Annotated in this window: 18 protein-coding genes; 9 read left to right on the top strand and 9 right to left on the bottom strand. The window is 74.0% G+C overall.

The annotated features are described in order from the left end of the window. Positions 1-28: 28 nt before the first annotated feature. The gene (locus ABD973_RS28085) at positions 29-2,272 is read right to left on the bottom strand and encodes a hypothetical protein (RefSeq protein WP_345502731.1); all 2,244 of its coding nucleotides are present in this window, start codon (positions 2,270-2,272) and stop codon (positions 29-31) included. Positions 2,273-2,563: 291 nt separating this feature from the next. On the opposite strand from ABD973_RS28085, the gene ABD973_RS28080 reads away from it, so the two are divergent. The 3 genes from ABD973_RS28080 (at position 2,564) to ABD973_RS28070 (ending at position 5,968) form a co-directional block, all read left to right on the top strand. Then, positions 2,564-3,022 carry a GNAT family N-acetyltransferase gene (locus ABD973_RS28080; protein ID WP_345502729.1) on the top strand — a complete coding sequence of 153 codons (459 nt, stop codon included), beginning with the start codon at positions 2,564-2,566 and terminating at the stop codon, positions 3,020-3,022. A gap of 265 nt (positions 3,023-3,287) precedes the next feature. Further along, on the top strand, positions 3,288-5,297 hold the full coding sequence (locus ABD973_RS28075; RefSeq protein ID WP_345504773.1) for a galactose-binding domain-containing protein: 2,010 nt from the start codon (positions 3,288-3,290) through the stop codon (positions 5,295-5,297). A gap of 77 nt (positions 5,298-5,374) precedes the next feature. Beyond that, positions 5,375-5,968: a TetR/AcrR family transcriptional regulator gene (locus ABD973_RS28070; RefSeq protein WP_125594890.1), complete on the top strand. Its 594-nt coding sequence runs from the start codon at positions 5,375-5,377 to the stop codon at positions 5,966-5,968. A gap of 10 nt (positions 5,969-5,978) precedes the next feature. Here ABD973_RS28070 and ABD973_RS28065 read toward each other — a convergent pair whose 3' ends face one another. Further along, on the bottom strand, positions 5,979-7,379 hold the full coding sequence (locus tag ABD973_RS28065) for an NADP-dependent succinic semialdehyde dehydrogenase (RefSeq protein ID WP_345502727.1): 1,401 nt from the start codon (positions 7,377-7,379) through the stop codon (positions 5,979-5,981). Between the two features lie 66 nt (positions 7,380-7,445). Then, on the bottom strand, positions 7,446-8,246 hold the full coding sequence (locus tag ABD973_RS28060) for a LysR family substrate-binding domain-containing protein (protein ID WP_125820368.1): 801 nt from the start codon (positions 8,244-8,246) through the stop codon (positions 7,446-7,448). Between the two features lie 58 nt (positions 8,247-8,304). On the opposite strand from ABD973_RS28060, the gene ABD973_RS28055 reads away from it, so the two are divergent. From ABD973_RS28055 to ABD973_RS28040, 4 genes are all read left to right on the top strand, one after another. Then, on the top strand, positions 8,305-8,709 hold the full coding sequence (locus ABD973_RS28055) for a DUF5997 family protein (RefSeq protein ID WP_185899284.1): 405 nt from the start codon (positions 8,305-8,307) through the stop codon (positions 8,707-8,709). Positions 8,710-8,947: 238 nt separating this feature from the next. After that, complete coding sequence (locus ABD973_RS28050; RefSeq protein WP_125820369.1) at positions 8,948-9,871, top strand: ion transporter; 924 nt, start codon at positions 8,948-8,950, stop codon at positions 9,869-9,871. Positions 9,872-10,023: 152 nt separating this feature from the next. Further along, positions 10,024-10,398, top strand: coding sequence for a CU044_2847 family protein (locus ABD973_RS28045; protein WP_125815406.1), 375 nt, complete (start codon positions 10,024-10,026; stop codon positions 10,396-10,398). Continuing rightward, positions 10,398-14,684 carry an nSTAND1 domain-containing NTPase gene (locus ABD973_RS28040; protein WP_345502721.1) on the top strand — a complete coding sequence of 1,429 codons (4,287 nt, stop codon included), beginning with the start codon at positions 10,398-10,400 and terminating at the stop codon, positions 14,682-14,684. The genes ABD973_RS28045 and ABD973_RS28040 overlap by 1 nt, the downstream gene beginning before the upstream one ends. Before the next feature lie 49 nt (positions 14,685-14,733). Here ABD973_RS28040 and ABD973_RS28035 read toward each other — a convergent pair whose 3' ends face one another. The 6 genes from ABD973_RS28035 to ABD973_RS28010 form a co-directional block, all read right to left on the bottom strand. After that, entirely contained in the window at positions 14,734-16,305 is a 1,572-nt protein-coding gene (locus tag ABD973_RS28035; protein ID WP_125820371.1) for a hypothetical protein, read from the bottom strand. Between the two features lie 129 nt (positions 16,306-16,434). Beyond that, positions 16,435-17,094, bottom strand: coding sequence for an ABC transporter ATP-binding protein (locus tag ABD973_RS28030; RefSeq protein ID WP_125820372.1), 660 nt, complete (start codon positions 17,092-17,094; stop codon positions 16,435-16,437). Further along, positions 17,087-18,124 (bottom strand): ABC transporter ATP-binding protein, encoded by a 1,038-nt coding sequence (locus tag ABD973_RS28025; RefSeq protein WP_386382007.1) that lies wholly within the window; start codon positions 18,122-18,124, stop codon positions 17,087-17,089. The genes ABD973_RS28030 and ABD973_RS28025 overlap by 8 nt, the downstream gene beginning before the upstream one ends. Before the next feature lie 23 nt (positions 18,125-18,147). Beyond that, positions 18,148-19,014 carry an ABC transporter permease gene (locus tag ABD973_RS28020; RefSeq protein WP_345502716.1) on the bottom strand — a complete coding sequence of 289 codons (867 nt, stop codon included), beginning with the start codon at positions 19,012-19,014 and terminating at the stop codon, positions 18,148-18,150. Continuing rightward, positions 19,007-19,972: an ABC transporter permease gene (locus ABD973_RS28015; protein ID WP_125820374.1), complete on the bottom strand. Its 966-nt coding sequence runs from the start codon at positions 19,970-19,972 to the stop codon at positions 19,007-19,009. Before ABD973_RS28015 ends, ABD973_RS28020 begins: the two co-directional genes overlap by 8 nt. A gap of 65 nt (positions 19,973-20,037) precedes the next feature. Next, positions 20,038-21,627 carry an ABC transporter substrate-binding protein gene (locus ABD973_RS28010; protein ID WP_345502714.1) on the bottom strand — a complete coding sequence of 530 codons (1,590 nt, stop codon included), beginning with the start codon at positions 21,625-21,627 and terminating at the stop codon, positions 20,038-20,040. 196 nt (positions 21,628-21,823) lie between these two features. Here ABD973_RS28010 and ABD973_RS28005 point away from each other — a divergent pair, with 196 nt between their 5' ends. Both ABD973_RS28005 and ABD973_RS28000 read left to right on the top strand, forming a co-directional pair. Next, a complete protein-coding gene (locus ABD973_RS28005) occupies positions 21,824-22,792 on the top strand; it encodes a fibronectin type III domain-containing protein (RefSeq protein ID WP_345502712.1) in 969 nt (322 codons plus the stop codon). A gap of 77 nt (positions 22,793-22,869) precedes the next feature. After that, positions 22,870-25,011 carry an ATP-binding protein gene (locus ABD973_RS28000; protein ID WP_345502710.1) on the top strand — a complete coding sequence of 714 codons (2,142 nt, stop codon included), beginning with the start codon at positions 22,870-22,872 and terminating at the stop codon, positions 25,009-25,011. The last annotated feature ends 95 nt before the right edge of the window (positions 25,012-25,106 follow it).

The raw sequence follows: 25,106 nt of genomic DNA, 5'->3' as shown, positions 1-25,106 counted from the left end.
GGCGCCACCGGCCGGGCTCCGCGTGCGCTCAGCCGTCCTGCGCCATCACCTCGACGAGCTCCGGCAGTTCCCGCAGCAGGGCCACGGTCTGGTTCAGCAGGCGTACGGCGGCGTCGGCCCGTCCGCGCCCGATCGGCGCCGGGGCGGAGGGATCACCGGCCCGCTCCTTCAGCTCGGTGAGCAGCCCGCGGACCTCGACGGCTCCCGCGTTGACCTCGCGGATCCGGCCCTCGACGCGGAGCAGGAGGTCGGGGACGGGGAGCGGTGGGCCGGCGGGACCGCCCCCGGTCGTCCCGGCCGTCCCGGCCGCCGGGGGCCGGGCCGCGGGCACGGCGGCCCGGACCGGCACCGCAGCGGCGGGTTCCACCCGGTCCGCGCCGGCCTCGGGGTCGGTGCGCCCGGTCGCGGTCTCCGCCCCCGCCGGTTCCGGTTCCGGCGCCGGCGCCGGCGCCGAGGTTGGGCCGGCGGGGGCGGGGGCCGGGGCGGCCGGAGCGGTGGCCGGCTTGCGCGGTCGCGTACCGGTCTCCTTGGGGAACACCTCGTCCAGCCACAGCGGGGTCATCGGCCTGCCGGGCATCTGCATCCCGGACCCGCTGACGCGCAACGGCTGCCGGTCTCCGTCCTCCATCGCCGCGACGAGGGACTTCAGCAGGCCGACCGCACCCTTCCGGTTGTGCCGCAGCGCCTGGAGGACGTTGGGGACGCCCCGCCGGGCCCTTCGTACGCGTTCACCCGAATCTCCGAGGACCTCCTGACCGTCCAGGGATCCCCGGTCCGCCTCGACGATGCCGAACGAAGCCAGCCAGTGCGCGGCACGGTAGGCGACGAGCTCCTCGAACGCCTGGTCGTCGCCGTCCGCCGAGGACAGCAGGTCGCGCAGGGAACGCCCGGACAGGACGATCCCCTCACGGACCTTGCTGGTGAAGATCTGCCCGATGCGCGGGTTCCACGGCTGCGGGTAGCTCAGTGACGTCAGGGCGGACCAGGCGCGGGCCCGCTGGTTGATCTCGTCGGCCTTCAGCTGGGACGGGGGCCCCTCGCTGAGCGCGCGGCGCAGCAGGTGCCGCTTGTGGGGGTCGACCGGGAACAGCTCCTGCAGGAGGGCCATGGAGCGCAGGTCGCGCAGGTCGGCGACCGACATCTCCGGGGTGGCGTCCGGGTGCTCCCGGACCGGCGCGAACCCGGACAGCACTTCGGCGGTCTTCTCGTCCATGAGCCCGCGCGCCACGTACATGCCCAGCACACTGCGCCCCAGCGCCCGTGAGCGGTCGATCGGATCGAACTCCAGAGGGGGGTGGACGTGGTCGCGACGGTTGCTCATCTGCACGATGCGGTACAGGCGCTTCGGCGTCGGAGTGCCGACGACGAGGTGGGCGTCCACCACCGCGATGGCTTCGGCGCGTCGCGCCCTGGGGGCGTCCTTGGGGTCCAGGCCCTCCGTCGACTCCGCGAACTCCCTGTTCAGCAGGGTGGAGAACTCGGACAGCCATTGGTTGGGGTCCCAGACGATCTCGTCGCCGGGCCGCCCCAGCTTCTCCGCCGGGACACCGGCGAGCACCTCACCCGAGGTCAAACGGAAAATCGACTGACGCTTTTGCGTTCGATTGTTTCCGCGTACGGCCATCCAGCCCCAGAAGGCCTCCGGGTGGAGCGGTTCGCCCTTCGCGTCGCGTTCCGGCGGCTCCACGAGCCGCACCTGCTGCGGAACGTACATCCCTGGTTCCTGCTGACCATTGAGGACGAGGTCCTCCTCCAGGTCGTACGGCCTGACCTTGTCCCGCTTCGAGAGCGCGTCAGCCGCGTCCTCGGCGTCCATCAGCAGCGCCTGACGGTTCTGCGCGGTGCTCTGCAGGGCCGCCAGGAACCGTTCGGTTCCCTGGTCGTCGACCTGGCTCCAGGGCTGCACGGAGGACAGGATCCTCTCCGTTCCCCGCCCCACCGTCGGGTCAGCGATGGAGCGCCAGATCGAGCTGATGCGCTCGTTGTGACTCCACTGCACCCCGCCCGCACCGTGCATGCGGACCACCGCCACCACCATGTCGCCCGCGTCGGTGCGCAGGCGCCGCACCGACCCGCCCTTGAGCCTGCGGACACCAGCGGCATCCGGCTCGCCGACGGCCGCCTCCGGGTCCACGATGAACGGCGCCACGTTCTCCAGTGCGGCACGCGGGACGTTGACGCCGTCGGTCGCCAGGACGGCCTCGATCCACGCGGCCTGCCTCTCGGGGGAGGGCGGTAACGGAAAAGGGGCCTGAGCGTTCACGTCTGTCATGGCCGCCACGATGGCATACCCGGCATCACCCGGAAGGCCCAAAGCGAACATCCCGCCCCGAGGGGGTTAAAGGCAGAACGGGCGGTCGAATCGCACGCTTCTCGGAAACAACCTCGCCCCGTAATCGCGAATGATTCACCCTCTCGGGCGATTGACACATACGCCAGCGTCCAGCCATCAACCCGCCGCCGTGTCGAAAACCGCGGCGGCACCGGCACCGCTGTGGACAGGTGTGGCGACGGAGGCGGGTTGCTACGTTGCATCGGTCCGTCGATCAAGGAGTTGCCGCACATGTCCGACATCAAGGTCCGCGCCGTCACGTCCGGGGACTTCGCCCAGTGGCGTGCCCTGTACCGGGGCTACGCCGACTTCTACCAGGTGGAGCAGACCGAGGAGGCGGCCGCCACCGTATGGGCGTGGGTGAACGACCCCGGGCACGAGGTCGGCGCCCTGGTGGCCGAGGACGCCGGGGGACGACTGCTGGGGCTGGCGCACTACCGCCCCTTCGCCCGGCCGCTGTCCGCGACCGTCGGCTGCTTCCTGGACGACCTGTTCGTGGCCCCCGAGCACCGCGGTTCCGGCGCCGCCGACCTGCTGCTCGAAGCCCTGCGCGAGCTCGCCGCCGCGCGCGGCTGGAGCGTCGTGCGGTGGATCACCGCCGACGACAACCACCGGGCGCGCTCCAAGTACGACCAGGTGGCCACCCGGACCATGTGGGTCACCTACGACATGACACCGGGCCGCCGCTGATCACCGCCGCCCGCGCCCGCGTCGGACCCGACGCCCCATCAGGTCATCCGTCCCGGACTCTTGACTCCTTTCGAGCCAGTCGGGATTCTCGTCCCACCTTTGTGCGGGGCATGACAATTCATGCCCGGATCCGTTCGCGCCGCATCCGACGACCGAGACATGAGTGATGACCTTGACCCCTCACCCGCCCCCACGGCCGTACCGCGGCGCCGCGCGCCGACGGCGCCGCCTCGCGCTCCTGACGCCGCTCGTCGCCGCGCTGGCCATGCTGCTCGGCCCCGCGCCCCTCTCCGCCGCCGAAGCCGGCTCCACCACCGACGCCGGCTGGTGGAACCCCACCGCCCGGCCCCAGCCCGACTCCGCGATCAACGTCACCGGTGAGCCCTTCAAGGGCACCGACGCCCAGGGCAAGGTGCGCGGGTTCGTCGACGCGCACGACCACCTCATGTCCAACGAGGGCTTCGGCGGCCGTCTGATCTGCGGCAAGCCCTTCTCCGAGGCGGGCGTCGCGGACGCCCTCAAGGACTGTCCCGAGCACTACCCCGACGGCACCCTCGCCGTCTTCGACTTCATCACCAAGGGCGGGGACGGCAAGCACGACCCCAACGGCTGGCCCACGTTCAAGGACTGGCCCGCCCACGACTCGCTGACCCACCAGCAGAACTACTACGCCTGGGTCGAGCGCGCCTGGCGCGGCGGGCAGCGCGTCCTCGTCAACGACCTCGTCACCAACGGGGTGATCTGCTCGGTCTACTTCTTCAAGGACCGCGGCTGCGACGAGATGACCGCCATCCGCCTGGAGGCGCAGAAGACGTACGACATGCAGGCCTTCGTCGACAAGATGTACGGCGGCCCCGGCAAGGGCTGGTTCCGCATCGTCATCGACTCCGACCAGGCCCGCGAGGTGATCAAGCAGGGGAAGCTGGCCGTCGTCATGGGGGTCGAGACCTCCGAGCCGTTCGGCTGCAAGCAGATCCTCGACGTCGCCCAGTGCGGCAAGGCCGACGTCGACCGCGGCCTCGACGAGCTGTACAAGCTGGGCGTGCGCAGCATGTTCCTCTGCCACAAGTTCGACAACGCCCTGTGCGGGGTCCGCTTCGACGAGGGCGCCCTCGGCACCGCGATCAACGTCGGCCAGTTCCTGTCGACCGGCACCTTCTGGCAGACCGAGCAGTGCGCCGGGCCGCAGAAGGACAACCCGATCGGCCTCGCGGCGGCTCCGGCGGCGCAGAAGGAGCTCCCGGCCGGGGTCGCGGTCCCCTCGTACTCCGCCGACGCCCGCTGCAACAAGCGCGGTCTCACCGAACTCGGCGAGTACGCCGTCCGCGGCATGATGAAGCGCGGGATGATGCTGGAGGTCGACCACATGAGCGTCAAGGCCGCGGGCCGCGCCTTCGACATCCTGGAGTCCGAGTCCTACCCGGGCGTCATCTCCTCGCACAGCTGGATGGACCTGGGCTGGACCGAGCGGCTCTACAAGCTGGGCGGTTTCGCGGCCCAGTACATGAGCGGCTCCGAAGCCTTCAGCGCGGAGGCCAGGCGTACGGACGCCCTGCGCGACAAGTACAAGGTCGGCTACGGCTACGGCACCGACATGAACGGCGTCGGCGGCTGGCCCGGCCCCCGGGGCGCGAACACCCCGAACCCGGTGAAGTACCCCTTCACCAGCACCGACGGCGGATCCGTCATCGACCGGCAGACCACCGGGCAGCGCACCTGGGACCTCAACACCGACGGCGCCTCGCACTACGGCCTGGTCCCCGACTGGATCGAGGACATCCGGCTCACCGGCGGCCAGGACGTGGTGGACGACCTGTTCAAGGGCGCCGAGTCCTACCTCGGCACCTGGGGGGCCTCCGAGCGGCACCGGTCGGAGGTGAACCTCGCCGCCGGCTCCTCCGCCTCGGCCTCGTCGTCCGAGTGGTGGAACCCCTTCGTCGACTACTCCCCCGGCCGGGCCGTGGACGGCGACTCCGGCTCCCGCTGGGCCAGCGAGTGGAACGACGGCCAGTGGCTGCGCATCGACCTCGGCTCCGCGCACCGGATCGGGCGCGTCACCCTCGACTGGGAACGGGCGTACGGGAAGGCGTACCGGCTGGAGACCTCCACGGACGGAACGAACTGGCAGACGGTCTGGTCCACCTCCGACAGCGACGGCGGGCTCGACACCGCCCGGTTCGCCGGGGTGACGGCCCGCTACCTGCGCGTGCAGGGCGTCCAGCGGGCCACCCAGTGGGGGTACTCCCTCCACGAGGTCCGCGTCTACAGCAGCTGACGCCACCGGCGGGGCCGGCCGCAGCGCCCGGCCGGCCCCGCCGCCGTACCCGAAGTCCCCCCACCCCGAGGAGTTCCGTGCCCCGTATGCCGTCGGCCGAGCGGCGCGCCCAGCTGACCGAGGCGGCGATCCGCGCGATGACCCGCGACGGCGTCGCCCGGACCACGACCCGCTCGATCGCCGCCGAGGCCGGCGTGTCCCTGAGCGTCTTCCACTACTGCTTCGACTCCAAGCAGGAGCTGCTGGAATCCGTCCTCGACGCGATCACCGCGCACTACATCTGCGTGGTGCGGGAGGCGATCCGGCCGAAACCCACGCTCCGCGAGACCGTCCGGGCCGGATTCCAGGCGTACTGGGACCACGTGGACGCCCAGCCCGGCGAGCACATGCTCACCTACGAGCTCACCCAGTACGCCCTGCGCCGGCCCGGGTTCGAGCACCTGGCGCGCCGCCAGTACGAGCTGTACTGCCAGACGTACGAGGAGCTGATCGGGCAGCTGTGCCGGGACATGGGGCTCACCCCCAAGGTCCCGGCCCCCGTCCTGGCCCGGTACCTGGCCGCCATGACCGACGGACTGACCCTGAGCGTGCTGGTCCTCGGCGAGGAGAAGACCGCCGCGGCGGTCCTCGACATGATCACCGAGCACGTCGTGGGACTGATGGAGGGCTGACCGGCCGCCGTCACCCCTGCTCCGCGGCCTCCCAGACGGTGGTGATGTTGCAGAACTCGCGGATGCCGTGCCCGGACAGCTCCCGCCCGTACCCGGACCGCTTGACCCCGCCGAAGGGCAGGGCCGGGTGGGAGGCGGTCATCCCGTTGACGAAGATGCCACCCGCCTCCAGCTCGGCGACGAAGCGCTCGAGGTCGGAGTCGTCCCGGGTCCACACGTTGGAGCTGAGTCCGAAGGGCGTGCGGTTGGCCCGCTCCACGGCCTCGTCGAGGCTGTCCACCCGGTAGAGGGTGGCGACGGGGCCGAAGGTCTCCTCCAGGTCGACGCGCATCCCCGGGGTGACGTCGGCCAGCACCGTCGGCTCGTAGAACCAGCCGTCGGGGCGGCCGGGCGGGCGACGGCCCCCGCACAGGACCGTGGCCCCGTGGCGCACGGCGTCGTCGACCAGCTCCTCCACGTCGGCGCGGCCGCTCTCGGTGGCCAGCGGGCCGACGTCGGTGGACTCCTCCATGGGGTCGCCGACGGTCAGCGCCCGCATGCCCTCGGTGAACAGGCGGGCGAACTCCTCGTAGACGTCGGTGTGCACGATGAACCGCTTGGCGGCGATGCAGGACTGCCCGTTGTTCTGCACCCGCGCGGTCACCGCGGTCTTCGCCGCCCGGGCGACGTCGGCCGAGGGCATCACGATGTACGGGTCGCTGCCGCCCAGCTCCAGCACGGTCTTCTTGACCTCGTCCCCCGCGACGGAGGCCACGGCGCGCCCGGCCGGCTCGCTGCCGGTCAGGGTGGCCGCCGCCACGCGGGGGTCGCGCAGGATGCCCTCGACGGGGCCCGAGCCGATGAGCAGGGTCTGGAAGCAGCCCTGCGGGAAGCCCGCCCGCTGGAAGAGGTCTCCGAGGTACAGGGCCGTCTGGGGGACGTTCGACGAGTGCTTGAGCAGGCCCACGTTGCCGGCCATCAGCGCGGGCGCGGCGAAGCGCACGACCTGCCAGAGGGGGAAGTTCCACGGCATGACGGCGAGCACCACGCCCAGGGGCCGGTAGCGGACGCGGACGGACGAGGCGCCCGCGTCCCGGACGTCGGCGTCGGCGGGGTGCTCGTCGGCGAGGAGGGACTCGGCTCGGGCCGCGTACCAGCGCATCGCCTTGACGCACTTGGCGGCTTCCGCGCGGGCCCCCGCGAGCGGTTTGCCCATCTCGACGGTCATGGTGCGGGCGACGTCCTCGGCCTCCGCCTCAAGCAGGTCCGCGGCACGCTCCAGCAGCGCGGAGCGCTCGGCGAAGGTGGTGCGCCGGTACGTCGCGGCCGTGCGCGCGGCCAGGGCCAGGCAGCGTTCGATGTCGGCGGCGTCGAGGGCGTCGAAGGAGAGCAGCGTCTGGCCCGTCGTGGGATTGACGGTGGCGATGGGCATGCTCCGACCTTGCCCGGCCGACCCCGCCCCCGCAACGCGAGGACCGGCCGTCGTGCGTACCCGGCGCTAGCGCCGCCCGCGCGGCTTGCCGCCCCGCTTGGCGGCGGGCTTGCCGCCCGGCTTGCCGCCGGAGCGGGCGGCGGGTTTGCCGGCCCCGCTCTTCGCGCCGCCCGCCTTGGCACCGCCCGCTTTGCCGCCCGTCTTGCCACCGGCGCCCGCCACGGCCTTGCGCTGCTTGGGCTGCGGCGGGGTGGGCTGCCGGCCGCGGGTGCTGTTCACGGTCCGGCCGCGGACGATCCCGATGAACTCCTCCACCAGGTCGGTGGTCTTCTCCTCCGGCCAGGACAGCGCGATCCGCGAGGCGGGGGCGTCGGAGACCGTCCGGTAGGTGAGGTCCTTGCGGTGGTGCAGGCGGGCCAGGGACTGCGGGACGACGAGGACGCCGATGCCCGCCGCGACCAGCTCGATGGCGTCGGCCGTGGTGGCCGGCCGCTCGAAGGCGGGGCGGCCGGGCAGGGTCTCCCAGACGAGCACGTCGTCGAGGGGGTGCAGCACGATCTCGTCGGCCAGGTCCTCGGTGGTGATCTCCTCCACGGCGGCCACCAGGTGGTCCTTCGGGACGACCACGACGGTCGTCTCGGTGTAGAGGGGGATCGCGCTGAGGTCCGCCCCGTCCACGGGCATCCGTACGAACCCGGCGTCGGCGTCGCTGGTGCGCAGCGCGGCGAACGCCTCGGCGGCGGGCACGCCGACGAGGGTCAGCGGGACGTCGGGCAGCCGCTCGTTCCAGATCCGCACCCACTTCGTGGGCGTCACTCCCGGGACATAGGCGAGCCGGAACGAAGGGGGTGTATCCGAGCCTGTCACCCCCCAAGGCTACCGGTCGTGGTCGGAGGTAGCGCACATGCTCGATACCCTTGACCCCATGACGTCGCACCAGAGCACCCAGACGATGAAGCCCGCGACCGCGGCGAAGAAGCTGGGTGTGTACCTCGAGGCCACCCCCGCAGAGTTCCAGGAGGGCGTGGTCTCGCGCGCCGAGCTGAACGCACTCCAGGCCGAGCCGCCGGCCTGGCTGGTGGAGCTGCGGCGCAACGGCCCGCACCCGCGTCCGGTGGTCGCCTCGAAGCTGGGCGTCTCCATCGCCGGTCTCGCGCGCGGCGGGATCACCGAGGCGCTCACCACCGAGCAGATCGAGGCGATCAAGCAGGAGAACCCGGAGTGGCTGCAGAAGGAGCGCGCCACCCAGGCCGAGGTCCGCAAGGAAACGGTGCGGATCAAGGAGAAGCAGGCGCAGGACGCGGCCCGGCGTGCCGGGAAGCAGGACTGAGCCCCTGCACCACGGGACACGACGACGGCCGGGCCGGGACCCTTCGGGGTTCCGGCCCGGCCGTTCGCCGTCCAGGGGCCCCGCAATGGTCCGTTTCGTGTGACCACGTGAAACCCGTTCGGCCGTGCGGCGTTAGCAGGACGTACGGACCGGCGTGCGCGCCCGCGCCCGCGCCGCTCCGTGCGACGACGCCGACCCCGGCCTGACGGGCCGCACGAGCACGAGTACGAGGGACACGATGACGGACCCCATGCCGGCCGGATCCGGCCGGCGCAGACTTGCCGCCCGCTGCCGCCGCATCACCGAGGCCCCTTCCTTCGGGATGGGCGTCTTCGCGGTGATCCTGCTCAACGCGGCGCTGATGGGCCTGGAGACGTACAGCGGGCTGGCCGCCGGGCACCGCCAGGTCCTCCAGGCGGCGGAGCAGGCCTGCCTCACCGTCTTCACGCTGGAGATGCTGGTGCGGGCGGGCGCCCACGCCGACCGGCCGAAAGCATTCTTCCGGGACCCCTGGAACATCTTCGACCTGCTGATCGTCACCTCCGCCTTCCTGCCGTTCCTGCGCGAGAACGCCACCGTCCTGCGGCTGCTGCGCCTCGCCCGCGTGCTGCGCACCGCCCGCTTCCTGCCGCACCTGCGGATCCTGCTGCTGGCGGTCGGCCGCAGCCTGCCGGGCACGGCCAGTTTCCTGTTCGTCGGCGCGCTGGTCGTGTACGTGTACGCCATGGTCGGCTGGGTGAGCTTCGCCTCCGCCGACCCGCAGCACTACGGTTCGATCGGGCGGGCCGCGCTCACCCTGTTCCTGCTGACCACCCTGGACGGGCTGACGGACGCGGTCCGGGCGGGGCTGGAGATCTCGCGGTTCAGCATCCTCTACTACGCCTCGTACGCCCTGCTGGCCTCCTTCGTCCTGGTCAACGTCCTGATCGGGGTCGTGCTGAACTCGCTGGACGAGGCGCGGGAGATGGAGGAGGCGGACGCGCGGGCCCGGGAGCGCGCGGCGAACTCCACGGAGCCGGCGGACGAGGTCCGGGACCGGATCGCCGCGACCCGTCTGGCGCTGGACGACCTGGAGGCGAGCCTCGATCTGGCCGGGGCGGTGCCGCCTCCCGCCGCGGGGCCGGAGCTCCTGGCGGAGCGGCGGCTCGAGACCGCCAGGTAGCGGCCCGCGGGCCGGGACCGGCGCCGGGGCCGGGCGGCCGGGTTTCGGCCATCCCCGGCGCACGCGCCCCCTGCCACTGCCCCAACTCCCCCACCCCGTGCGAGAGTTGTCCACAACGCCGAGCCGCTGGGCAACGGGGAGGGTGGACGGTCATGAGTGCCGAGGTGCGTACGGTCGAGGTCCCCCTGGGGGACGGCACCGACGGGGTGCTGCGGGTGCAGATCCGCGAGGTCGACGAGTCGCTGGCGCGGGTCGGGCGCGGCGGCGGCTCCGTCGTCCGGGCGTCGCGCTCCTTCGGGGAGATGGTGGACGGCATCCGGCCGCTGGCCGACAGCTTCGTGGGGCGGCTCAGCGGGCTCGCCCACCGGCCGGACGAGATCACCCTGGAGTTCGGGGTCTCCCTGTCGGCCGAGGCGGACATCGTCATCGCCAGCACCACCACCCAGGCCAACTTCGGCGTGACCCTGACGTGGAACTCCCCGGCCCCGCGGAACGCCCCGCAGAGCGACCCGCAGAACACCCCCTGATGACGGCGGCGGGCGGGGCCGGGCAGGCGGACGCCCTGCTGGGCTCCGCGATCGTCCGGGTCGCGGGCCCGGCCGGACCGGTCGGGGTCGGCTTCCTGGTGGCCCCCGACCTGGCGCTGACCTGCGCGCACGTCGTCGCCGACGCGCTCGGCGCGCCCCGTGCGCAGGTGTCGGCGCCGGCGGGCGTCCTGACCCTGGAACGCCCCCTGTCCGGGGCCTCCCGGCAGGTCCCGGCCGAGGTGGAGCACTGGGTCCCGCTGCGGGCGGACGGCACCGGGGACATCGCGGTCCTGCGCCTGCGGACGCCCGTGGAGGGCGTGGGCGCGCTCGCCATGGCCTCCCCCACGAGCGTCTGGGACCACCTCGTACGGGTGGCCGGCTTCACCGCGGCCTTCCCGGGCGGCGTCTGGCACGCGGGCCGGCTGCGCGGCTGGACCGCCGAGAACTGGGTGCAGCTGTCGGGCTCCGACCAGCAGGGCGTGGCCGTGGACCGGGGGTTCAGCGGCAGCCCCGTCTGGGACGAGGAGGCCGGGGCCGTGGTCGGCATGGTGGTGGCCGCCCAGCTGTCCGGGGACCGGCAGAGCTTCGTGATCCCCACCCGGACCCTGATCGCCGAGGTCCCCGCGCTCGGCCCGCTGCTGAGCCCCGCCTCCCCGTTCCGGGGTCTCGCCGCCTTCCGGGAGGCCGACGCGGAGGTGTACTTCGGCCGGGACCCGGAGGCCGAGGACGTCGCCGGGCTGCTGGACGGCGGCGCGCGCTCCCGCGTGGCCCTGGTCGGTCCGTCCGGCTGCGGGAAGTCCTCGCTGGCCCTGGCCGGGGTGGCGCCCCGGCTGCGCGCCCGGGGGTACGAGGTGCTGGTGGTGCGGGCCGCCGAGGGGCTGCCGGTGCGGACGGCGCTCGCGGCGGAGCTGGCCCGCCTCGGCGGCGGGGCGGCGGGGCCCCGGGAGCTGGAGGAGGACCTGGCCGGGCGCGGCCTCGCCGCCGCGGCCCGGTCGGCCCTCGGGGACCGGGCGGGCCGGCTGCTCGTCGTACTCGACCAGGCGGAGGCGCTGCTCGCGGAGGGCCGGTCCGGCGACGACGGCTCCGCGGCGCTGCTGTTCCCCGAGGCGCACCCCGCCGGGCTGCGGGTGCTGCTCACGCTCCGGGCCGACTTCCTGGAGGCCGCCCTCGCGCACCCCGTCCTCGGCCCCGCCCTCGGCCGGGCGGCGGTCCGGCCGCTGCTGCCGATGACCCGGGCCCAGATGTCCGAGGTCATCCTGCGGCCGCTGGCCCGGATCCCCGCCGTGTCGTACGACCCCGGGCTGGTCTCCCGGATGCTGGACGACGCCGGCGCGGAGCCGGGGGCGCTGCCGCTGCTGGGCTTCGTACTGGCGCGGCTGTGGGACGAGCAGGCCATGGGCCGGCTGCGCTTCGCCTCGTACGAGGAGATCGGCGGCGTCCGCGGCGCCCTGGGCCGGCACGCGGAGGCGGCCTGGCGGGCCTGTGTCGCGGAGGCGGACGAGGAGGAGGCCCTGCGGCTGCTGACGGCGCTGGTCAGGATGGCGCCGGGCGGCGAGGCCCCGCTGCGCGGGGTGCTGAGCCGGGCGGACGCCGGGGAGGAGCGGTGGCGGATCGCCGGCCTGCTCGCCGAGCGGCGGATCCTCGTCGTGGGCGGGGACGCGGAGCGCGGCCAGACCGTCGAACTGGCCCACGAGGCGCTGATCGGAGCCTGGCCCACGCTGGCCCGCCGGGTCGCGCGGGACCGCGAGTTCCTCACCTGGCGGGCCGGCTTCCGGCGCGACCTGGACCGATGGGAGGAGCTCGGCCGGCCCCGCGACCAGCTGCCGACGGGCGCGCCCCTGGACGCCGCCGTCGCCCAGACGGGGCTGCGCGGCGACGAACTCTCGGTGCGCGAGCGGGAATTCCTCGAAGCGGGCCTGACCCGCCGCGCCGAGGAGGCGGCCCAGGCCCACCGCTCCCGCCGGCTCAGGCAGGCGGGCATCACCCTGCTGGCCATCCTGCTGGCCGTCGCCGTGCTCGCGTCGTGGCAGCTGTACGGGGCGAACGAGAAGCTCGACGAGGACCTCGGGCGCGGCGCCTCCCCCCAACTCGCCCAGCTGGCGTCCCGGCTGGACGACGTCTCACTCACCACCTCGGCCCTGATGAGCGCCGCGGCCTACCGCACGGCCCCCGGGCCCCAGGCGGAAACCTCCCTCTTCGAGCAGTACCTGCGCACCCGCCACGTCGAACGGATCGTGCTGGAGGGCAGCGGGGAGGTGCGCGACGCCGCCCTGAGCGAGGACGGCAGCCGCCTGACGCTGGGCCTGGTGGGGGGCGACATCGTCTCGGCCCATCCGGGCTCGGGTGGACGCGAGCCGGGCGTCATCATGCGCAACGCGCGCCTGGCGACCGCCTCGCCGGACGGCCGCACGTCAGCGGCCTCCTCCTTCCTGGGGCGGCTGACCGCAGGTGTCCTCGCGGAGGACGGGAGCCGCCGCACCATCGAACTGCGCGGTACGGAGCAGTCCCGGGTGAACGCCCGGCCCGCCACCGACCTCCGCTTCGACGCCTTGGGAAAGCGTTTGCTCGCCGCCGTACCGGGCGAGGGGGTTTCCGTCTGGGAAGCGGAGTCCTGGCAGCGCGTCGGCGACCACCTCGCCCCGCCTGACGGCTGGACCGTCTCCCAGGCGTGGTTCGGGCCGGACGGCAGCACCGTGATCGGCCGGATCGTCCCGGACGGAACCGAGTCGGGCGCGACCGGCCGGCTCGTTCGCTGGAACCTGTCCGACGGGCACCGCGAAGAGGGGCCCTGGGCCGGACAGGACGTGGGCACGGTGACCGTCAGCGGCGACGGCACCACTCTCGTGCGGTGCACCAATGACGGAGTCCTCCAGGTCTGGGACCTGGCCGGACAGCCCAGGGTGCGGAAGCAGTACAACACGGGTCAGCTGGGGCTGGTGTGCCCTCTGTACGTGCCCCGGCTCGACCGGACCGGACGCTTCCTGGTCAATCCCGCGCAGCGGTTCGGCGCCGAGCTCGGCCGGTACCGGTTCCTCGTCCTTGACCTCCAGGAGGGCCTGCCCGCCACCCTCGACCTGCCGGCACCGGCTCAGCAGGACCAGGTCATCGCGGGCAGCGGCCGGCTTCCGGCGATCAGCCTGGCCGGTCCTCCCGGGGCGATGAGGATGGCGGTCAGCTCGGGCTCCACGGTCGTCATCGCCCGGGTGCCCGCGCCCACCACCTTCGACAGCTCCATGCTCACCAGCCTGATCAGGGCCATCGACGTCGACCACGGGCGCGTCGTCACCGTCGACGGGGACGGGAAGGGCCTGCGCCTGTGGGACCTGAACACCCGGGCACAGCTCGCGGCGGCCCGCCCCTCCGCCCAGCTGGCGAAGCTCTACCCGACCTTCAGCCCGGACGGCAAACGGCTGCTGACGGTGACCGCGGACGGTCTCGGCGTCCTGGTGTGGGACCTGCCGGCGCCAGGAGGCGGCACCGGCCTCACCGAGACCCGCCGGATCACCCCGCCGGGCCCGCCGGGGATCGACCCTGCAGGCGCGGACCCGCGGACCGGCCGCACCCCTGCCTGGGTGAGCGTCTGGTTCGACGGGAACGACCACGCGGTGGTCTCGGCCGTCTCCTACGTCTCCCGGTGGGACCTGAAGACGGGCGCACGGGCGGGCCGGATCTACCAGCCGCCGGCCTCGGAGCTGGTCGACCTGTCGACGGCGGCCTCCACCATCTTCGCCGTGGCCCGCCCAGGGCACCGGCAGGCGGCCGTACGGGCGGTCGGGGAGCAGATCGTCCTGTGGGACTTCGAGACGGGTGAGGCCGAAACGCTCCCCGCCAAGGACGAGGACGGCCGGGTGAGCCAGCTGGCCTTCGACCCGGCCGGGCGGACGCTCGCGGTCCTCACCACGGACGGGCGCCTTCAGATCCGGGACGTGGAGGGCAGGGCGCCGACCAGGACGATCGCCTACCAGGGGATCCAGTGGCTGAACGGCTTCGCCGACGCGTCCACCTTGAGCACGGTCGGCACGGTCAACTCCTTCACCTTCTGGGACGTGGCCCAGGGCGCGGAGAAGTACCACTTCACCCCCGGGTACGGGGCGGCCGGGGACTGGTCGGCGGACGGCAGGCGGCTCGCCTGGTCGGAGGGCTCCACGCTGGACGTGCTGCCCCTCGACCCCGAGCGGTGGCGGGGGCGCGCCTGCGGCCTGGCAGCCCGGGAGCTGTCCAAGAGCGAGCGCAGGCTCATGCCCCCCGGCAGCCGCTCCGACGCCTGCGCCGCGCTGAAGCAATGAGCGGGCCCCCGCCCGGGGTGCGGGCGGGGGCTCGGACACACCGGCGGGGTCAGTCGCCGTCGCGGACCGCGACGATGCCGTTGAACACGCCGACGTACGCCGTGCCGTCGGGGCCGAGGGTGATCGGCGCCCAGTTGTTGTCGTACAGGGGCCCGGTGCCGGTCAGCTGCCGCCAGCGGCGCTCACCGGTGCGGAAGTCGACCGCGGTGAGGTACCAGGAGTCGATGCCCCAGAAGTTGGGCTCCTTCTCGTAGAAGTAGAGCAGCCCGTTCGCGGTGGAGAGCTTGGGGACCACGGAGGGAGCGCGGATGGCGCTCTCCCACACCGTGTCGCAGCCGCTGCCGTCGGCGCGGACGTCGATGCGGCTGACGCCGCCGACGACCGACTTGCCCAGGAGCAGCGAGGTGGGGTTCTCGTAGCCGTAGTTGTTCTCGACGACGATGCTGTTGCCCCAGGTGATCAGGGAGTTGTCGGTGGTCGAGGCGCCGGAGCCGAAGACGGGCACCTTGCACACCAGCCGCCGGTCGGCGGGGACGTCGGCGCCCCGCCGGTAGACCAGGACGTTCATCCGGTCGTCGGCGTTGTCGGTGATGGCGACGTAGCCGTCGCCGAAGAGGTCGGGGGTGGTGCCCGAACCCTGGTTCACGGAGCCGGGCTTGGTCCCGGTCCCGCGGTCGTACGTCTGGCGCCACTGGGCCTCGGGGGTGCCGTCGGCGCGGGTGCGGAAGCCGTAGAGGGCGTGGTCGGTGACGATGGAGACCCCGTCCTCGGCGACGGAGAAGGAGTTCTGGATTTCCTCGCCCGCCAGCCGGACCGACCGGATCTGCCCGTTCGCCGGGTCCACGGTGCCGACGCGGCCCTGGCGGGTGACCCACCAGATGCGGCCGTTCCAGTCGGGCATGACCGAGGTGACGGGGTCGCAGGTGCCGCTGGGCCACAGGTTGGTCCAGCTGACGCAGTCGTGCGGGACCTGGCCGGTGAGGTCCCAGTCGTTCTCGACGGTGAACTTCCAGCTCCCGTCGGGGTTCTGGGAGTGGGCCAGGCGCAGGACGTGCTGGCGGGAGTCGGCGAGCACGGCGCGGTCCTGGTCGTCCAGGTAGAAGTAGGCACCGCCCGAGGTGTCCTTGAAGATCTTCGCGAAGTCGAGCGAGGTGATCGCCTCGACCGTGGAGGAGCGCTGCGGGAGCTGGTGTTCGGCGAGCGTGGCGAGCGTACGGGGCTCCAGGAGCTTGACCTTGAAGCCGGAGAAGGTGCCGCAGACGGTGACGAGGCGGCCTCCGGCGTCGAAGGTGGCGGTGGCGCACTCGCCGCCGAGGGCGGCGACCTTCTCGCTGGTGACCCGGGGGTTCTTCCCCAGGGGGCCGGACCACGGCGAGGTGGCGCTGCCCGCGGCGTCGGAGTGCATGCCGCTGCGGCCGTTGGGCGCGAGGAAGGGGTGCTGCGGCGGAGCCTCGCCGGGCAGCGGGGCGGGGGTCGCGGGTCCGCCCTCGTACTGGCTGACCAGGCGGTGGCCGGGGGCCTTGGGGATCTCGTCGGCCCGGGCGGCGGGGGCGAGCCCGCCGATCACCGTCAGGGCGGCGACGGCTGGGACCGCGGCGCAGTTCAGCGCTCTTCGGAACATCCGGTCATCCTCCTTGCTCCTGGGTCTTGTTGACGTTGCGTCTGACGTCGCGCCGCCGCCAGACGCTAGATCGCACTGCCCGAGGAGTCCATGGACGAGCCGGATGATTCACGCACGCGCAACAGTCGATCAGCCGTCCGCGACGTCGCTCCAGTGCGCCGTGCGGTCGCACCAGCGGCCGAGCAGTACCGGATCGTGTCCGACGGCCAGCAGGCCGGCCCCGGTCTCCTCCCGGTACTCCTCGACCACCCCGACCAGAGCGGCGGTGGTGGAGGCGTCGAGCATCGCGGTCATCTCGTCGCAGACCAGCCAGCGCGGCCGCAGCACCAGCGCCCGGGCCAGACAGGCGCGCTGGAGCTGGCCGTCGCTGACCTGGTGGGGGCGCCGGGCGAGGAGGCCGGCGCCCAGGCCGACCCGGTCGGCCAGTTCGGCGACGGCCGCTTCGGCCTCCGCACGCCGACCCGTGGCGCGGAGCGGTTCCGCGACGAGGTCGTACAGGCTGAGGCGGGGGTCGGCGGAGAGGCGGGGCTGCTGGAAGACGACGCCGACTGCGGTGCGCAGGGAGCGCGGGGCCCGGTACCGGAAGCCGGTCACGGTGCGGCCGTCGAAGACCACGGTCCCCCGGTCGGGCCGGTGCAGCAGGGCGGCGACCCGGGCCAGGGTGGACTTGCCGCAGCCGCTGGGCCCGAGCAGCCCGAGGGCCTCGCCGGGGTGCAGCGCGAGGTGCGCGTCACGCACGACGGGGCCCCGGCGGTCGTAGCCGGCGGTGATGCCCTTGAGCTCAAGCACGGTGGCAGGCCACCCCTTCGGTGAGCGGGGGCCGGGTGGTCCGGCAGGTGGCGTCGGCCAGGGCACAGCGGGCGGCGAAGGCGCAGCCGGGCGGCAGGTCGCCCAGTTCGGGCGGGGTGCCGGGGACCGGGGTGAAGGCCCGCTCGGGCAGGGCGTCGAGCAGGCCCCGGGCGTAGGGGTGGCGGGGGCCGGGCTCGGCGAAGAAGGTGTCGGCGGGGGCGAGTTCCACGATCCGGCCCGCGTACATGACGGCGACGGTGTCGGCGACGCGCTGGGCGGCCGCCAGGTCGTGGGTGATCATCAGCAGGGCGCGGCCGGCGTGGCGGGTGTGGGCGCGCAGTTCGTCGACGGTGCGTTCCACGAGGTCCCGGTCGAGGCCGGTGGTGGGCTCGTCGGCGAGGAGCAGGGGTGCGTCCCCGATGAGTGCGAGGGCGGTGGCGGCGCGCTGGGCGAGGCCGCCGGAGAGCTGGTGGGGGTGGTGGTCGAGGTGGCTCTCGGGGAAGGCGGCGCGGGCGGCCGCGGCTTCGGCGGCCCCGCCCGGGTCGTCGGCGGCGGTGAGTTCCCGGACGGTCTCCTCCAGGTGGGAGCGGACGGTGCGGACGGGGGTGAGGTGGGCGGCGGGGCTCTGCGGGACCAGGGCGACGCGGCGGCCGCGGACGGTGCGGGCGAGGGTCTTCTCGTCGGCGGCGAGCAGGTCGAGGCCGTCGCCGAGGCGGGCCGATCCGGCGGTCTCGGCGTTGCCGGGGAGCAGGCCCAGCAGGGCGGAGGCGAGGACGGACTTGCCGCAGCCGCTCTCGCCGACGAGGGCGAGGCATTCGCCGGGGCCGAGGCGGAACGTGGCGTCGGAGACGGCTTCGACGTGGCGTCCGCCGCCCATCCGGAAGCGGACGGAGAGCCCTGCCACCTGGAGGACGTCACCACCGGCGTTCAGGGGGCCGGGGCGCCCCGCCGTCCCGGCGGACCCGGACCCGGGCGCGGTGCCGGATGCCGATCCGGGCGCGGTCCGGGGCGGGGTCTCGCCTCCCGGCAGGGACGAGGGGGTGGGGTGCGGGGTCACAGGGTCAGCTCCGAGCGGCGGCGGGGGCTCAGGCGGTCGCGCCAGGCGCCCGCGAGGCCGGCGATGGCCAGGGTGGGGACGATGAGCAGCAGGCCGGGGAAGAGGGTGGGCCACCAGTCGCCGGCGAGCAGAGAGCCGCGGCCTGCCTGGACGAGGGTGCCGAGGCTGGCCTGGTGGGCGGGCAGGCCGAGGCCGAGGAAGGAGAGGGCGGACTCGTGCCACATGGCGTGCGGGATCATCAGCACCGCGGCCAGTCCGGCCTGCGGCAGCACTCCGGGGACCAGGTGGCGGACGGTGACCCGCCACCGGGAGGCGCCGCCGGAGACGGCCGCGTCCACGTAGGGGCGGCCGCGCAGCGAGAGCACCTCGGCGCGCACGATGCGGGCGGTGGAGAGCCAGTGCGTGAGCGCGACCGACACCACCACGGGCCAGACGCCCGGCCGGAACAGGGCCACGACGAAGATCCCGAGCAGCAGGTGCGGGATGGCGGAGAGGGCGTCGACGGCCCGCATCAGGAGCCGGTCGGTGCGGCCGCCCAGGGCTCCGGCGGCCGCGCCGACGGCGGTGCCGAGGACGGTGGCGACGAGCGCGGCGACCAGGCCGACCAGCAGGGAGACGCGCAGTCCGTGGACGCAGCGCAGCAGCAGGTCGCGGCCGAGGTCGTCGGTGCCGAAGGGGTGCCGCCAGGAGGGCGGCAGCAGCTTCGCTGGGAGGTCCACGGCCTGCGGGTCGAACGGGACCAGCGGGGGCACCAGCAGGACGGCGAGGACGAGGAGGACGGTGACGGCGGCCGCGGTGCGCACGCGCAGGGCGCGGGTGGAGCGGCGGTCCGGGCCGTGCCAGCGCCAGGCGGTGTCAGCCATCGAAGCCCACCCTCGGGTCGGCCAGCCCGTACAGCAGGTCGGACAGCAGGTTGCCGACGAGTACGGCGGCGGTGGCCAGGACGGTGAGCGCGGCCAGCAGCGGGAAGTCCACGGAGGTGGCGGCGGTGACGGTGGCGGCGGCGATGCCGGGCCAGCTGAAGACGGTCTCGACCAGCAGGGCGCCGGTGATCAGCTCGGGGACGCGGGAGCCGATGAGGGTGAGCACGGGCAGCATGCCGGAGCGCAGCCCGTGGCCCAGCAGGACCCGCCGCTCGGACAGGCCCCGCGCGCGGGCGCCGCGTACGGGGTCCTCGGCGAGGGCGTCGGCCACGCCCTGGCGTACGTAGAGGAAGAACCAGGGCAGCTGGGAGACGCCGAGGACCAGTGCGGGCAGGACGAGGTGGGTGGCGGCCCCGGAGAGGGTGACGGTGTCGTCGGCGGCGTCGGTGAGCCCGCCCGAGGGGAGCAGGCCGAGCCGTACCGAGAAGAACCAGACGGCGAGCAGCCCGAGCCAGAAGGCGGGGGCCGCCTCCAGGGTGTAGGCGAGCCCGGACGCGGCCCGGTCCAGGGCTCCGCCCTGGCGGCGGGCGGCGAGCACCCCGAGCAGCGTGCCCAGCAGGACGGCCACGGCGAAGGCGGATCCGGCCAGGAGCGCGGACCACCCCAGGCGTTCGGCGATGACGTCGGCGACGGGCTGGCGCATCACGGCGGAGTCGCCGAGGTCGCCGGTGAGGGCGGAGGCGAGCCAGTCCCACCACCGGGCGGGGAAGGGCCGGTCCGCGCCCAGGTTGGCGCGCAGCTGGTCGAGTTGGGCCTGGGAGGCGGTGAGTCCGGCGGTGCCGGCGTAGGCCTTGACGGGGTCGAAGGGGGACAGCGCGGCGACGGCGAAGACCCCGAAGGTGACGGCGAGGAGGACGGGGACGGCGGACAGGGTCCGCCGTCCCGCCATCCGCGCCATCGGCCCCCAGGGCGCCTGGCCGGGCCGGCTGCCCGGACGGCCTCGCCCCAGGCGTTGGCGAAACGTCACTTCCGCTTCGGCTTCCAGCTCTCGACGTTCCACCAGGGGCCGGAGCCGAGGCCGTGGTCGTGCGGCTCGACCTGGGTGGAGGGGCCCTCCCACTTGTCGTTCACCACGTAGAGGTGGTCGATGTGGGTGAGGAACACGTAGCCCGGGTTCTGGACGAGTTCGCGCTGCACGGTGTCGTAGGCGGCCTTGCGGGCGGCGGGGTCGCCGCTGGTGCGGCCGTCGGCGACGGCCCGGTCGACGGCCGGGTTGGCGTACTGGGCCATGTTGTTGAAGCCGTCGCCCGCCAGGGAGGAGGTCAGCAGCTGGTACTGGTCGAAGTCGGGGTCGGCCGGGGAGCCGCCGCCGGCGAGGACGGCGTCGGTCTTCATCCGGGGCTCGATGACCTCCCAGGTCCCGGCCTCGGTCTTCACCTCGATGCCGGCCTTCTTCGCGTCGGAGGCGAAGGCCAGCGCGTGGTCCTGGCGGATCTTGTCACCGGAGGTGTACCAGAGGGGGAAGGACGCGCGGACCCCGTCCTTGGCGCGGATGCCGTCGTCCGCGGTCTTCCAGCCGGCCTCGTCGAGGATCTGCCCGGCCCGTTCGAGGTCGTACGGGCGCTCCGTGCCGGGGGTGAACCAGCGGCTGTCGGTGGGCACCGGCCCGTAGGCGGCCTTGCCCGCGTCGTCGAGGAGCTTGTCGACCATGGCCTGCCGGTCGACGGCGATGTCCAGGGCCCGGCGCACGGCCACGTCGCCGGTGACGGGGTGGTGCGTCGGCAGGGTCACGTTGCGGTAGTCGAAGGTCTTGGCGGCGTACGTCTTGCGCGCCTTGTCCTGCGCGAAGCCCCGGGCGAGGTTCGGGGGCAGGATGGCGGCGTCCAGTTCCCCGGCGCGCAGCCGGGTCGCGCGGACGTCGTCGTCCTTGACGACGGCCATGGTGAACTTCTTCACGGCGGGTTCGCCGCCCCAGTAGTGGGGGTTGGCCCGGAAGCTGATCTTCTCGCCCTTGGACCAGCCGGTCAGCAGGTACGGTCCGGTACCGACGGGCTTGGTGGTGAACTCGCCGCTGTTGACGTCCTGGCGGCCCGCGACGTGCTCGGGGGCGATGGGCAGTACGGTCCGCTCGGCGAACGGGGCGTAGGGGTACTTGAGGGTGAAGACCACCTTGTCGGCGCCCTGGGCCGTGACGCTCTCGACGGCGTCCAGTTCGGTCCTGGAGGCGTTGTTGGTCTTCGGGTCGAGGATGGTCCGGTAGGTGAACTCGACGTCCTTGGCGGTGAAGGGCTCCCCGTCGCTGAACTTCACACCCCGGCGCAGCCTGTACGTGTACGTGCGGCCGTCCGCGGAGACCTCGGGCAGGGCCTCGGCGAGCGCGGGCTTGAGCTTCATGTCCGCGTCGTGGGTGAGCAGCCCGTCGAAGATCTTGGAGTTGCCGTCCTTGCCGTAGCCGAGCAGGGGGCTGAGGCTCTCCGGCTCGGTCGCGATGCCGACCACCGCGGCGTCCGCCGTCGAGGCGGCCCCCGAGGGGTTCGAGCAGGCCGCCAGGCCCGTGATGAGCGCGGTGGCGAGCGTCGCGCCGGCCGCTCCCCGTACTGTCCGGGCCGTCATGCTGTGCACATCCCTGTTCAAAATCATCCGTTATTGCAAAGAGATCGCAATAATGCCAGACAAGAGCAGATGAAGACGAACCCGCACAGACCGCCACCCCCGGCCGCGCCCGGCGGTCCCGGGGTCTTGTGGGTCCGGCCCCGCCGTGCCATATATGCCTAGACCAATAACGGACCCATGCCGGAAGGGGCATCCCGTGCGCGGCACCACCTCCCCGCGCCGCGCCGGGGCGGCGGCGCTCGCCCTCTGCCTGGCCGCCGCCCTGGCCGCGTGCGGCGCGGACGGCGACACCCGGCCCCCGCCGGCCCCCACCGGGCTCACCGCGCAGGCGGGCAGCGCCACTTCGGTCCACGTGATGTGGCGGGCACCCGCCGCCACCGACGGGGTCAGCGGCTACCAGGTGTTCCAGGGAGGCCGGTTGGTCCGGGAGGTCCCCGCCGACAAGACCATGACCGACATCACCGACCTCGCCCCGGGGACCGCGTACACCTTCACCGTCCGCGCCAAGGACGCCGCCGGGAACCGCTCCCCGTTCAGCGCCCCCGCCGGGGCGACCACCCCGGCCGCCAAGGCGGAGGACCACCAGGCCCCCACCGCCCCGCCCACCGCGGACGGCCGCGCCGAGGGACCCCACGAGGCCCGGCTGAGCTGGGGCGCGGCGACCGACGACACCGGCGTGACCGCGTACGACGTCTACCAGGCCGGCGTCCGCGTCCACACCGCCCCCGGCACGGCCGGCTCCACCACCGTCACCGGGCTGCAGCCGGGCACCGCCTACGTGTTCACCGTCCGCGCCCGCGACGGCTCCGACAACTCCTCCCCGGACGGCCCGCCCGTGGCGGTGACCACCCCCGCCGACCCCGCTCGGGCCCCGGACACGGCCCCCGGCTCCTTCACCGCCGCCGCGTCCCCCGGCGCGGTGGAGCTGACCTGGACCGCCCCCGGCACCGGCCGCACCACGAGCGAGTACCAGCTCTACGTCAACGACCGGCCCGTCACGGTCATCCAGTTCGGCGCCGGGGCCGTGCCGCAGGGCCGGGCCGCCTACCGGCTCACCACGACCGAGCCGGCCGGGACGGTCTGGACCGTGAAACTGCGCGCCCGGCTGCCCGACAGCAACTGGGGCGCCTTCTCCGAGGAACGGCGGATCCTGCTGGCCGGCTGACCGCGGCCGGGCCGGCCGCGGAGCCCATCCGTCCCGAACGGCAGACCCCGCGAAAGAAGATCGCGCACAATACATCCGTGTTCGGTGAGTACTCGGTCAACCACAATCAGGCAGACTCCACGTGCGGCGACCCCGCACCGGACCCGGCCACCCCCCAGCGACACCTGCCGGGCAACCTGCCCCCCGAAACGGCCGGGTTCATCGGCCGCGAGGACGAACTGGACACCCTCGAACGCCTGTTGGGCGAACGAAGACTGGTCACCCTGACCGGGGTCGGCGGCGTCGGCAAGTCCCGGCTCGCCCTGCGCGCCGCCACCCGCCGCAGCCGGTCCCCCCGGCCCGGCGGCCCGGGCCCCGGCCGCGCCTGGCCCGACGGGATCTGGTGGGTGGAACTCTCGCCGCTGCGCGACCCCGCGCTGCTCACCACGACCGTCGCGCACGCCATCGGCCTCGCCGACCACTCCGTGCACCCCCTCGACGAGGAACTGTGCGCGTGGATGGCCGACAAGGCCCTGCTGCTCGTCCTCGACACCTGCGAGCACATGGTCTCCGAGGTCCGCCACCTCGCGGGCGAACTGCTGCAGTCCGCACCCGGACTGACGGTCCTGGCCACCTCCCGCGAACGGCTCGACTCCCCCGGCGAGACGGTGCTCGAAGTCCGGCCGCTGCCCTGCGAGGGGCCCGACAGCGAGGCCCTCGCCCTCTTCCGGGCGAGCGCCCTCGCCGCCAGCCCCACCGCCTCCGCTGTCTTCGCCGACCCCGCCCGGTCCGGCACCGCCGCCGAACTGTGCCGGCGGCTGGACGGCATCCCGCTCGCCCTGGAACTGGCCGGGGCCCGGATGCGGCTGTGGAGCCTGGAGCAGATGGCGCAGCGCCTCGGGACGCGCTTCGAGGTGCTGTCCGGGACCCGCGCCGCGCTCCCGGCCCGGCACCAGACCATGCGGACCGCGATCGGCTGGAGCCACGAGCTGTGCGAGCCGGTGGAACGGCTGCTGTGGGCCCGCCTCTCCGTGTTCAGCGGGGACTTCGACGTCGCCGCCGCCCGCGCCGTGTGCGCCGGCGGGCCGCTGCCGGCCGCGCGGGTGGAACGGGTACTGGAGGGGCTGGTCGCCAAGTCCGTCGTACGCCGGTCCCGGGAACGCGGGGCCGGCTCCCGCTACCGGATGCTCGACACCATCCGGGAGTTCGGCCACGACTGGCTCGCGGAGCTGGACGAGGTGCGGGCCGTCGCGGACCGGCACGCCCACTGGTACGCGGCGCTCTGCGGGGCCGCCGACCGGGGCTGGCTGGGGCCCGGCCAGCTGGACTGGTACCGCAGGACGAGCGCCGAGCACGCGCAGCTGCGCACCGCCCTGGAGCACCTGCTCGGCACGGATCCCGCGGCGGCCCTGGAGATGGCCGGGGCCCTGTGGTTCTTCTGGTTCTCGTGCGGGCACGTCCACGAGGGCCGGGGCTTCCTGGAGCGGGCCCTGCGCGGAGCGCCCGAACCCGGGGCCGCCCGGGTCCAGGCGCAGTGGGCGCTCGGGCTGACGATGCTGCTCCAGGGCGACATGGACGGGGCCCGGGCGATGGGCGCCGAGTGCGTCCGGGCGGCGGCCCTGCTCGCCGACCCGGAACGGCGGCTGCGCGCCGCCTACCTGCGGGCCGTGTCGATCCTGATGCCGGGCGACCCGGTGGGGGCGCTCGCGCTGGCGGGGCCCCGGGCGCGGGCGGCGCACGAGGGGCGGGCCGACGGGCCGGGGCGGCTGCTGTGCCGGCTGGTGACGGCGTACGCCCTGTGCGACCTCGGGCGCTACGAGGAGGCCGCCGAGGAGGCGCACGGGCTGCGCGAGGCGTGCGCGGACCTGGGCGAGCGCTGGCTGCGGGCGTACGCGGACTACGTGCTGGCCGTCGCGGCGCTGGGGCTCGGCGAGTACGGCGAGGCCGCGCGGCACGTACGGGCCATGCTGTCCGGGAAACGGCTGCTGGGCGACCGCTTCGGCATCGCGCTGGGCCTGGACGTGCTGGCGGCGGCGGTGGCCGGCCTCGGCGACGGGGAGCTGGCGGCGCGCCTGCTCGGCACCGGGCACGCCTGGTGGCGCACGGTGGGCAGGCCGCAGATGGGCTCGCCCTCGCTGACGGCCCTGCGGGACCAGGGCGAGCGGCAGGCCAGGGCGGCGATCGGCGACGCGGCGTACGAGACCGCGTTCCGGGGTGGTGCGGCGGCGCCCACCGGCTAGACACGGCCCAGGGTCCGGCCGGTGGGCGGCGTAATGCCCGGGCTCCCGTCAGTACGGGAGGGGTCTGCCCGACGGTGTGCGCAGGTCCAGGTCTC

The organism is Streptomyces racemochromogenes, from assembly GCF_039535215.1.
GTDB lineage: Bacteria > Actinomycetota > Actinomycetes > Streptomycetales > Streptomycetaceae > Streptomyces > Streptomyces racemochromogenes.
This window is presented reverse-complemented; position numbering and strand designations above follow the sequence as displayed.